Annotated in this window: 7 protein-coding genes and 1 tRNA gene; 3 read left to right on the forward strand and 5 right to left on the reverse strand. The window is 34.7% G+C overall.

Annotated elements, in window-relative coordinates; translation table 11 throughout:
* Positions 1 to 170 precede the first annotated feature (170 nt).
* Genes AB1630_06965 through AB1630_06975 form a run of 3 tightly spaced genes read left to right on the forward strand, consistent with a single transcriptional unit; the run spans position 171 to position 3,120 of the window.
* Positions 171 to 1,337: a DUF1015 domain-containing protein gene (locus AB1630_06965; GenBank protein ID MEW6103537.1), complete on the forward strand. Its 1,167-nt coding sequence runs from the start codon at positions 171 to 173 to the stop codon at positions 1,335 to 1,337.
* Positions 1,334 to 2,149, forward strand: a complete 816-nt coding sequence (locus tag AB1630_06970; protein MEW6103538.1) for an HD domain-containing phosphohydrolase — start codon at positions 1,334 to 1,336, stop codon at positions 2,147 to 2,149. Before AB1630_06965 ends, AB1630_06970 begins: the two co-directional genes overlap by 4 nt.
* Positions 2,146 to 3,120 (forward strand): divergent polysaccharide deacetylase family protein, encoded by a 975-nt coding sequence (locus tag AB1630_06975; GenBank protein ID MEW6103539.1) that lies wholly within the window; start codon positions 2,146 to 2,148, stop codon positions 3,118 to 3,120. The genes AB1630_06970 and AB1630_06975 overlap by 4 nt, the downstream gene beginning before the upstream one ends.
* 123 nt (positions 3,121 to 3,243) lie before the next feature.
* On the opposite strand, the gene AB1630_06980 is transcribed toward AB1630_06975, so the two are convergent.
* The 5 genes from AB1630_06980 to AB1630_07000 all read right to left on the reverse strand — a co-directional run bounded on the left by AB1630_06980 (position 3,244) and on the right by AB1630_07000 (position 10,943).
* The gene (locus tag AB1630_06980; protein MEW6103540.1) at positions 3,244 to 4,164 is read right to left on the reverse strand and encodes a branched-chain amino acid transaminase; all 921 of its coding nucleotides are present in this window, start codon (positions 4,162 to 4,164) and stop codon (positions 3,244 to 3,246) included.
* 393 nt (positions 4,165 to 4,557) lie between these two features.
* A complete protein-coding gene (locus AB1630_06985; protein ID MEW6103541.1) occupies positions 4,558 to 5,304 on the reverse strand; it encodes a TatD family hydrolase in 747 nt (248 codons plus the stop codon).
* A 304-nt stretch (positions 5,305 to 5,608) separates the two neighbouring features.
* Positions 5,609 to 5,690 (reverse strand) — tRNA-Leu (locus AB1630_06990).
* A gap of 1 nt (position 5,691) precedes the next feature.
* The gene (locus tag AB1630_06995; protein ID MEW6103542.1) at positions 5,692 to 6,588 is read right to left on the reverse strand and encodes a histone deacetylase; all 897 of its coding nucleotides are present in this window, start codon (positions 6,586 to 6,588) and stop codon (positions 5,692 to 5,694) included.
* 167 nt (positions 6,589 to 6,755) lie between these two features.
* Positions 6,756 to 10,943 carry a T9SS type A sorting domain-containing protein gene (locus AB1630_07000; GenBank protein ID MEW6103543.1) on the reverse strand — a complete coding sequence of 1,396 codons (4,188 nt, stop codon included), beginning with the start codon at positions 10,941 to 10,943 and terminating at the stop codon, positions 6,756 to 6,758.
* Positions 10,944 to 11,103: the final 160 nt, after the last annotated feature.

Below are 11,103 nucleotides of genomic sequence, written 5' to 3' on the forward strand. Positions count from 1 at the left end.
AAAAGCACAATAAAAATAGAGTTCTCGCTTCGCTAAAGGGGGAAAGGGGGAGGATTATTCTAATATTTTTCAATAACCATAAATTTAAGCCCTATGAAAGGTTTTAGTAAAATTGGGGAATTTCTAGTTGTCCTTGACAAATATATAAAAAATGGCTATCATTTTTTAAAATGGCAGGAGTTTTTCCATTTAAGGGAGAGGTTTATAATAAAGAAAAGGTTGATATAGCCTTTTGTGTTACACCACCCTATGATGTTATATCAGAAAAAGAGCAAATAGAATATTACAAAAAAAGCCCTTATAACATAATCAGGCTTATCCTTTCAAAAGAAGAAAACAGATACGAAAAGGCAAAGGAGGTGCTTGCTTTATGGAGAAGGGATAATATCTTTATTGAAGAGGAAAAAGAACATTTTTATCTTTATGAACAGGAATGGGAGATATTCGGAGAGAGGGGAAAATTTCAAGGCATTATTGCCTCAATTGAGCTTGAGGATTATTCATCTGGTATTATCCTACCACATGAGAGGATATTAAAAAAACCAAAGGTAGATAGGCTAAAATTGCTTCAAGCCTGCAATACAAACTTTTCTCCCATATTCCTTATATTCTCTGATAATGGAAGGGTAAAATCCCTTATAAAACCTAGCAATCCTCCCTTTATTGAATTTGAGTATAAAAATGGATTGTTTTGTAGATTATTTAGGACAAAGAATGAAAAATCTATTCAAGAGGAATTCCAAGGAAAAAAGCTATTTATTGCAGATGGTCATCATAGATATGACACAGCCCTTACATACTTTAAGGAAACAGACGATGAAAAAAAGAAAAGGGCAATGGCACTTATCTCTAGCATAGAATACGGTGGTTTTAAAATCCTTCCTGCCCATAGGATAATTAAACGAATGCCTGATATGGAAAAAATAAGGCATTATTTTAATGTAGAGGAGGTCTCCAAAGAGGGGATTTTGCCTTGTTTGTCAGAAAGGAAGGAGATTGGGGTATTCGGGGTTTGCGGAAGGGATACTAGCTTTATTATAACCCTTAAGGACAAAGGTCTATTAAGTAAAATTAAGGAAGAATTAAGAATGCTTGATGTTTCTATCCTCCATATATTATTATTTGATGGAAAGATAAACGAAAGCGAAATTGAATATACAATAGATAGAGATTTAGTATTTAATAGGGCTATGAATGGTGATTATGGATTCTTTTTAAGGCCAACAGACATTTCTGATGTTCTTAAAATAGCATCCTCTAGAAATAGGATGCCTGGCAAGGCAACATATTTTTATCCAAAGCCATTTTGTGGCTTGGTTATTCATCCACTAAAATGATTTCGCTTATTTGTATTTTTATAATTATTGTCCTCTCTTTTCTTCTTATTGTTTCTTATAAGAAGATAGCAAAGGAGAAAAACGAGGAAATCAAGCTGTCAGAAAGGCTTTTCTTTGTTGAGGAAAGGCTGAAAGAGGAAAGGCATTTAAGGGAAGAATTCTTTCATAGGGAATTCAAGGAGAGCGATTTTCTTGCCGTAAACCTTGAGGAAAACTACTATAAGATTATTTTGTCTATGATTTTTGCAAAAGAGGCATCTGATTTCTTTACAAAGGGACATTCAGAAAAGGTTGGAGAATATGCAAGAAAGATAGCAATTGAGCTTTCTCTCCCAAGAAAAGAGGTGCAATTGATAGAAAAATGTGCATTGCTTCATGATGTCGGAAGGATAGGGATTCCAGATTTTATATTGAACAAGCCAGATTCTTTAAATGACGAGGAATTTGAAATTATTAAGAGCCATAGCATAAGGAGCGAATACATTGCCTCTCCTATATCATCCATACAAAATGGGCTTTCCTATATCAGAAATCACCACGAAAGGTTTAACGGAACAGGCTATCCAGATAGGATAAAACAAGATGAAATACCCCTTGGTGCAAGGATAATTTCTGTTGCCGATGCATTCTCTGCAATGACAGCAAAAAGGGCTTACAGAAAGCCATTAAAGCCCGATGCAGCCATTGAGGAATTAAGTAAAAATGCAGGGAAGCAACACGACCCAAAGGTTATCCAGGCACTCCTTAATGTTATTGCAAGGGAGAAAGAGGAGCTTAGCCACGAAGAAATGGTTGCATTAAGTAACGAATGAAGAAAAAGAAGGAAAAGGATTATTCCCTAATTCTTTTTTTAATGCTCATTTTTTGCCTTTTGGGTTGGATATTTTCCATTCTTTATATTGAGAGGTCAAATCAAAGGCTCATTAGAAAGATAGATAAATTATCCAACAGGCTTTTATCCATTGAGGAAAAATTGGGAAAAGGATTGCCAGAACCTAAAATTAGTAAGGTTATTGAGAAAGAAAAGAAAATAGAGGTAGTTGAAAAAGAAGAAACAATACCTTTAAAACCCATTTTACCCGGCACTTCTTGTAAAATAGCCATAATCCTTGATGATGGAGGTTATTCCCTTTCAAAAGATGCCATTTCTTTGATAAAAGAGGGCTATCCCATAACGGTATCTGTTATACCACACCTTTCAGTTTCAAAGGAGACGGCAGAGATTGTTCATAATAACGGCGGAGAGGTTATGCTTCACCTTCCAATGGAGGCAATAAATGGGAAAAAACACGAGAAAGAAATATCGGAAAAGATGAGCGCCGATGAGATAAAAAGGATTACAAAAGAGGCAATTGAGGCCATACCCTATTGTGTTGGTGTAAATAATCATAGGGGCTCAAAGGCAACAGCAAATAAAGAAATAATGGAGTCTGTCCTTTCAGTGGTTAAGGAGAAAAACCTCTATTTTGTAGATAGCCTTACAACCTCAAAGAGTATTGCCTATAAATTGGCAAGGAATATGGGAATTCCGTCAGGAAAAAGGGAGATATTTATAGATAATGATGACAACACAGATTGTGTTATTTCTTATCTTGACAAGCTAATAAATGTAGCAAGAAAAAATGGTTCTGCCATTGGGATTGGTCATATTACCAAACATTCAACCATTTCTGTTCTTAAAAACGAGCTTCCAAATTTTGAGAAAAATGGAATAGAGCTTGTTCCTGTATCAGCCCTTCTAAAACAAAATTCCCATTTTCCGCTACCTTACAATAGGAATTGACTACTTCAAAAAATCTATTATGTTTTGGCTCTAAAAAGCCGATATATTCAACAATCATTCAATTGCCTCCATTTTTAAATCAAAACCCCTCCAACCTTTTCTATCACCTTCTTACATTACCATTCAAGGATTGACAAAGGTGAGCCAATTGTGGTATTGTGGAAGGCTTCCTTTAACAGCCTTAAAAAATACATCTTGAATCTTTTCTGTTATCTCTCCCCTTTTGCCATTTCCTATTGTCCTTCCATCCACATCCCTTATGGGTGTAATCTCTGCGGCTGTTCCTGTGAAGAATAGCTCATCTGCTGAAAAAAGCTCATCCCTTAAAATATCCCTTCTTTCACTCTCAATTCCCAAATTATTTGCTATTTTTATAACAGATTGGGCTGTAATGCCATAGAGAGAGCCAGAGGCTATAGATGGTGTAAATAATTTCCCATTCTTTACAAGGAAGATATTTTCACCTGGTCCTTCTGCAACAAAACCCTGGGTGTTCAGCTGGATTGCCTCATTATATCCACAATCCAAAGCCTCTATCTTTGCTAAAATTGAATTTGCATAGTTTCCTGAGTTTTTTACCTGGGGTGGAAAGATTCTTGAATCCATCTTTACCCACGAGGAAATCTTGCATCTTATCCCATTTTTTATTCCTTCCTCTCCAAGGTATGTTCCCCAGGGCCATACTGCAATGGCAAATTTAGTTGGGTTATTCAATGGGAAAAGGCCCATCTCCTTAAATGAAAAATAGGCAATGGGTCTTATGTACCCTGCATCAAGCTTGTTTATTTTAATAAGCTCACATATTGCCTTACAAATGTCCTCCTGACTATATTGAACCTTCATCTTACAAAAATGTATGCCAGAAAACATCCTTTTTATATGGTTTTTTAGTCTAAAGACAGCAGGTCCTTTATCTGTCTTATAGCACCTTATGCCCTCAAATATTGCCACCCCATAATGAAGAGAATGGGTTAGGATATGAATGTTTGCATTATCCCAATCCACAAACTCGCCATCCATCCAAATCTTATCCGTTTTTTCCATAATTTACCTCCTTTGCAAATTTATCTATCTCTTTTAATTGGGCTGCAAGCCCTTCTTCATCGTTAATTAAACCATTCCATTTTACAATAATCTCCTCCATTTTGTCAAGCCTTTTTAATTGAAACTTACCCATATCTTTTTAGCTAACTCAGTAGATGAGCTAAACACATACAATTTAATCTTCCGATCACTCATCGCTGACCACTGGCCACTTTTTCTCTATTGACCTGCTTTCCTTGCAGGGTAAATAGTTACGAATTTTTTTAAAACCTATTGTGCCACAATCGTTTGCAATTCAAGTTAAAGTAAGTTGGGCTAAACCTCAAAACCTTATTGCTGAAAATTGGTTTTAAATTTGAGGTGTCAAAGTTGGGTAAATCTTCTTTCCTCTAATTAGCTAAACGCAAAAAATCTTTTTGCATTATTATAATTTATTTCAATTGCTTCTTCAAATTTTATTCCGCAAGCATCAGCATATTTCTCATAAACATATCTTACATAATTTGGAATATTCCTCTTTCCTCTAAATGGCTCTGGTGTAAGGTACGGAGAATCCGTCTCAAACATAATCCTATTCTTTGGAATATAAGAAACAATCTCTTTTAACTTTGAATTCTTAAATGTTATAACCCCTGTTATTGATATATATAACCCTAGGTCAAGAACCCTTGTAATGTCTTCCTTTGTCCCAGAAAATGAATGCAAAACACCCAATTTAACCTTTTCTTCCTTTATAATCCTTATTGTATCATCCATTGCATCCCTTGAGTGAATAATAAGGGGAAGGTTTCTTTGGTTTGCAATCTTAATGAGCTTCCTAAATGCATCTTCTTGGATGTTTTTTTCTAAAAGGTTTCTGTAAAAATCAAGGCCACATTCACCAATCGCAACAACATTATTGTTACCAAGAATTTTGTTAAATTCTTCATAAAAATTAGGATTTGCACAATTTGCATAATTGGGATGTAGCCCTGCTGTTGCGTAAATATTCTTGTATTTCTTTGAAAGCTCAATGGAATTTCTTGATGTATCAAGGTTTGTTCCACAATTTATGATTAGACCCTCAAAACCTCTAATAATTTCCTCCCTATCATTTTCATATACATCATCATCCAAATGGCAATGGGTATCTATTAACATAAAACCTCAAAACTTAAAACGAAAAACTTAAAACAACAATTCAAAACTCAAAACTAATATTTTGCATTTTATTAAATCTTTACCGCAGTTTTGCATTTTGCGTTTTAAATTTTTAGTTTTTCTGCCGGGAGGGGGACTTGAACTAAAGGATTTTCTAAGGCTTGAAAGTCGCACTTGCTCCTTTCAATCCTAACAAAATCCAGATAGTTCGGCCCTCCGCTTCGCTTCGGGCTTCAAGTCCCCTTCTGCCCTCTTTTGTTTTTCTATTAACCATTATTTATTTGTATATTTAAGTTTTATCTTATGCCGGGAGGGGGACTTGAACCCCCATAGGTTTCCCCATACGCCCCTCAAACGTACGTGTCTGCCAATTCCACCATCCCGGCTTTAGCTGAATATTTCAATCGCTTTCTTTATAGTATTATAATGAATTAAGAGCGTATCTTCAAGCTTATGTGCATATCCACCCGCCAAAACAATTCCCACAGGAATTTTTTTATTTTTGGAATATTCCAATACAAGTTCATCCCTTCTCATTAGCCCATCTATTGTAAGGCTTAAAGAACCAAGCTGGTCCTCACAATATGGGTCTGCTCCAGCTACATAGACGATAAAATCGGGCTTAAAATTATCCATTATCCAATTAAGGTCATTTTGTATTATTGAAAGATATTCGCTATCGCCTGTTGAATTAGGAAGATTTACATCAATTGTGCTTCTTTCTTTTATCAAGGGATATAGTTTTTCCTGATGTATAGAATATGTAAAAACAGAAGCTTCCTGTTTAAATATCCTGGCTGTTCCATTTCCCTGATGGAGGTCGCAATCAAAAATAAGGGGCTTTTTAATTTTTCCCTCCTTTTTTAAAACTGAAACACAAATAGCAATATCATTTAACATACAAAACCCTTCTCCATGGTCAGGAAATGCATGATGAAATCCACCACCTACATTTATTCCAATACCATTTTCTAACCCCTGCCTTCCTGCAAGAATACTTCCTCCTGCTGCATACCTAAATGCCTTGAACAACTCTTTTGAATATGGAAGCTCTAATATAGCCTCTTCATGTTGTGAAAGAATTCCCCTCTTTAGCTTCTCAATATATTCCTCTGTATGCACAAGGAGAAGGGAATTTAGGTCTGCTATTTCTGGCTCGATAATATCACTCTTTAGAATTAAGCCATTTTTAAGGAGCTTCTCAATAATTAACCCATATTTTTCCATTGGAAAGACATGGCGTCCAATATTTGCATAGTAATGCGGAGAATAGATAACCTTCATAATAATAAATTATACCAAAAATCAATTGAATTTCAAATGAATTTTTTGTTATGTTATGCTTAAAGCAATTGCTTTGCAAAAATTTAGCTTATAAGGGTTTGTGGACCCCTTGAACCCTTTTCGTTTTTACTTGAAAACCAATTTTATTTCAGTATAAAAATTAGGATTCATTTTACTACCCCAATTTTCCCCCTTCTTGTGTTTCCCTGGGGGTCTTGAATAAGATAAATGTAGACACCTGATGCAATATCTCTAATATTCCAATATGCCTTTTTATTTTCTTCTTCCAATCTTGTTATAAGCTCCCCTGTAATATTAAATACCTTTATTGTGCTTCCCTTTGGAAGATTGGAAAAATATATTTTTCTTTCTCCTTTATATGGATGAGCTGGATTTGGAAATACAATTACATTATCAAGGCTTTCTTTTGGAATACATCCAGCAAGTGCAATTAGTGAAAGATGGGTAAGTGTTCCATAAATGACATTAGAAGAAGGGTTAACAAATGATTCTATTTCAACCCATCTTCCTTGTTCAAATTCAAATAGCCTTAAAGATTGTTCTGTTATTGAACCAAGCCTATCTTTCTGATAGGAAAAAGAAATAAACATTGAAAATGGACCTAAAAGCCTTGATTGCGTTCCATAAGCCTCAATTGAATAGCATAAGCCAATATTTCCAGAAAGCAAGGACAATTCAGGGGCATTGTTTAGCTCTTCAATCTTTAGATAGAAATCCTCTGTGTATGTTCCAAGGTAAAGGCTTATGTTCTTATAGGTAATTGTCCCCCCAAATAGATGGTTTATAAGGATAAAGATGGTTTTACTTGCTGTATATGTTCCCAAAGATGTAGTGATAGTAGCTATTCCGAAATTTGGCGATTGATATAGTGTAAAACTTCCCATTGTATATGTTGAATTTTCATTTATAGCCAGTGTTCCCAATAAAGATATGGTAATTATTTCAGGGCTTGGCAAGGATGTTGGAGAGCCATTTTTATCTTCAAGAAAGATACAAAGACTAAATGGCAGATGGGTTGTAATTGTATCTTGCAATTCAATCCTTATGTGATGAAGAGGTTTTGTTTGAGGGGTCTCCTCCTCTACATCAAATGATGAATATCCATAAGTTATCAATTCCTCCCCATTGCTCTCTAATATCCCCAATTTTTTAGTTTTTAGTTTTAAGTTTTTAGTTTTTAGTTTTAAGTTTTTAAGGTACAAGCCATATACAAGCTTGTGCATTCCAGAATAGGTTGTAGTAAAAGAGGAAAAAAGGGTTATTTCATTCTCTCCATAAACAAGAGGCTCATCCTTTTCAAATATCTTTGTATAATTTCCAAATGGGTCTTCTATCCATCCTTTAAGAATAGATGGAATATCAGAGTTTGCCTCAAGTGTAAGGCTTCCTAAAATGGTATCATTTTTCTTATATTTTTCCTTGTTTAGCTTTAGCCTTAATGGTTTTACATCTATTCCTGAAACATCAAAGGGTAAAGAGCCAGATATGGTTTGTGTCTCCATATTAAACTCATAATCAAAATAGTATGTCCCAGAGAGAAGAATAGATGGAATATAGAATTCAACCATCTTCCATGAGACACCTGAGGAAAAAAATTGGGTATCATAATTATCCATAGAATTCCAAGATAATGTGCCTGCTACTCCCTCCTCCTTTTCAATCTCTATTTTTACCAGGTCTTTTGGGTTATAACAATCCTTATCAAAAGAAAAGCTCATTCCTTCCTTTTTTTCTCTGATATACATTGAATTAAGGTAAATCGCCTTTCCTTTTCCACTGTATATCCCATAAAAGAGCTTTTCATCAAATGAGCTAACCGGGAATGAGAAAGGTATTTGATTACCCTCCCAGGATGGACTAAAAGAGATTTCATCTTCATATCCAGAATACCTTATTTTTACAGTAAGGGTTGTCATCCACCAATTTATTGTAAAGAAACTTAATGTTAGGGTAGCCGTCTCTCCCATCAAATAAAATTTCTTATCAAAATTTGCACTTACATTTCTAATTTCAATTCCACCCACCTCTATATTCAAAACCTCCTTCTTTCCCCGGAGGGAAACATATCCATTATATATCCCTCCTTCTAAATCCTCGGGTATCTGGAAGGAAAATGAAACATCAGCAAATTCCTTCTCCTTAATCCAAAGAGAGCTTTGTGCATCCACAATATCCAAAAATGAGAATCCAAGTTTTACCATTTGCCCAATATCGCCCTTGTTCCTTATCCTAAAGGTTATGGTTCCATAATCTCCGGCAGATGCATGAATCATTCCATTCCAATTTCCCAAAAACCCATTTATTTTTTCAATCTCAACCCTTTCTTCAAAGGCAATAGGGATTTCTTTTTTACTAAGTAATGCCCCAAGAAATAAAAGCTCTACCTTTAAGGTATGGGTTCCAGAATAAGAGGGTGCTGGGAATAAAAAGCTCATTGTTTTTGTTTCTCCCTCTTGTAGAGAAATATCTGTTTCTGTTCCAAAAAAGGAAAGAGAAACCTTTAGGCTTGCTGAAAATGTCCCCTTTCCAATATTTTCCAAAAATACATCTATCTTTCTTTTCTCCTTATCAATAATCAAATCATTTATCCTTGCAACATTATACTCTGCTACCTTAAATGTCTTTGTTCCCTGACCTCTAAAATATTCATAGGATAAAGAATATTCTCCAAGCTCTACCTCAAAAACAAGGCTTCCGCTTGTCTTGCTACCTGCCTGGACAAGAAATGGATTAAATATAGAAAGGGAATCACCATTTATTTTATAATCTTGTGCTTGAATTTTAGATTTCTTATCCCCCTTTATCTCAATCCTAAAGGATTTGCACCAGGAAGAATTTTTTAAGCCTTTTGTTCCATTCCTTTTAAGAAAAAACCCTAAATCAAAATTTGAGTCTAATTTCCCCCTATTTTCAAGGACAAATGGTATCTCAATAAATCCTTTGGGATATATCATCTCTGGGTTTATTGAAACATCAACCTTCTCCCCAAATTCAATTATCCATGGTGTAGATAATTCATGGGGTTTAACCATAACCATTGGAATAGATGGGATTGAGATGGTAGATTTTATTTCTGTATCATCAATGATGTTAAAATCAACAGATATTGTTTTTGAGCCAAATGGAGGAATAGTTACATCTTTTTCAATAAAATTAGAGCCTATTTTTATCTTATAATTAACATTTATCTCCTCTATAGTTGGATTTATTACAGGAAATGTAAATGTTTGAGTGCCTCTTCCTGCAAGCGTTGGATAGCCTTCTATTCCTTTCCATACATTACCTAATCCTTTAAAATAAGAGAAAGAAACTATGCTTGTATTAGCCCATGAAGTTTTTAAATAAACCGATTGAATCTTATCGTGTTCAACAATAGTGCTTATGCTAAAGGAATGGGGAACTTTCAATTCCTGGGTTTGGGTTGAATATGGCAGAATTGCTATGGTTCCGCTACCAAATAATCTGTTGTAAGAATCCTCTAATCTCCAATCAACATTTTCCCTAAATGGCCCTTTATTTTTAAAGGTTATCCAACAAGTAAATGTTTTAGTAGATACATTTATCTCCTCCATTTTTGCCTCAATTTTTGATACTATTCCTGATCTACTGATATAACCTGTATATGTTCCATCTACATCGCCAGTAAGGATAAAATAGATTCCTCCAGAATCAAATACATTAAATTTAAAGTTAAAATTCGCTGATGATATGGCTTTAATGGTAGTTGTTCCAGAGAAAAGCTCTCTCATTCCAATATCATCAGTCATTAGCCTATAAGAAAGAGAAGCCTCCCTATATCCATTATTAGAAATTGATACATTTATACCCTGTGTATTTGTGGATGTCCAAATATTTGAAGGATCAACCTTTACCTCAATATTTGGCTTTTCTACCTTAACTTTCTTTACCACCTCCATATCCTTTGCCCTTAATTTAAGGAAAAATGGCATAGTGGAAAATATGGTTTCTTTAAAGAGATAGGTTGCATTTGCTCCAATGCTAATTGTTTTGGTAGAAATAGGAATATCATCCTTTAATAAAGAAATCTCAAGGTTATTTTCTGGGACATCCCCCCGATTTGAGATTATCCCGGTTATCTCAATTGGCTCTTTTGGTTTATATAAATCCCTGTCTGTATTAAGGAATAATGAAAGGGTGCTTGTGCTTATTACAATGGGCTTTATGCTATAGCCGACCATCTGATTATATGAATTTAATAACATCGCCTGAAGATAATATCTTCCCAAAGATTTGGTTATTGTTCCAATATCTATTGCTATATTCTTCTTTTCTCCTTCTTTAAGTCCTATTTGCGAAATATCATCTTTAAACAAAACATCCCCTCCCTCTATCCCAGACCAGGGGGATATAGAAATTCCCCAATTTTACTAAAACCTTTCATAGGGCTTAAATTTATGGTTATTGAAAAATATTAGAATAATCCTCCCCCTTTCCCCCTTTAGCGAAGCGAGAACTCTATTTTTATTGTGCTTT

The sequence above is a fragment of the bacterium genome (genome assembly GCA_040753555.1).
Classification (GTDB): Bacteria; UBA9089; UBA9088; order UBA9088; family UBA9088; genus JBFLYE01.

What these genes read in the sequence shown, in the direction of transcription:
- AB1630_06965 (MEW6103537.1), top strand. Translation starts at nt 171, where the DNA reads ATGGCAGGAGTTTTTCCATTTAAGGGAGAGGTTTATAATAAAGAAAAG.
- AB1630_06970 (MEW6103538.1), top strand. Translation starts at nt 1,334, where the DNA reads ATGATTTCGCTTATTTGTATTTTTATAATTATTGTCCTCTCTTTTCTT.
- AB1630_06975 (MEW6103539.1), top strand. Translation starts at nt 2,146, where the DNA reads ATGAAGAAAAAGAAGGAAAAGGATTATTCCCTAATTCTTTTTTTAATG.
- AB1630_06980 (MEW6103540.1), bottom strand. Translation starts at nt 4,164, where the DNA reads ATGGAAAAAACGGATAAGATTTGGATGGATGGCGAGTTTGTGGATTGG.
- AB1630_06985 (MEW6103541.1), bottom strand. Translation starts at nt 5,304, where the DNA reads ATGTTAATAGATACCCATTGCCATTTGGATGATGATGTATATGAAAAT.
- AB1630_06995 (MEW6103542.1), bottom strand. Translation starts at nt 6,588, where the DNA reads ATGAAGGTTATCTATTCTCCGCATTACTATGCAAATATTGGACGCCAT.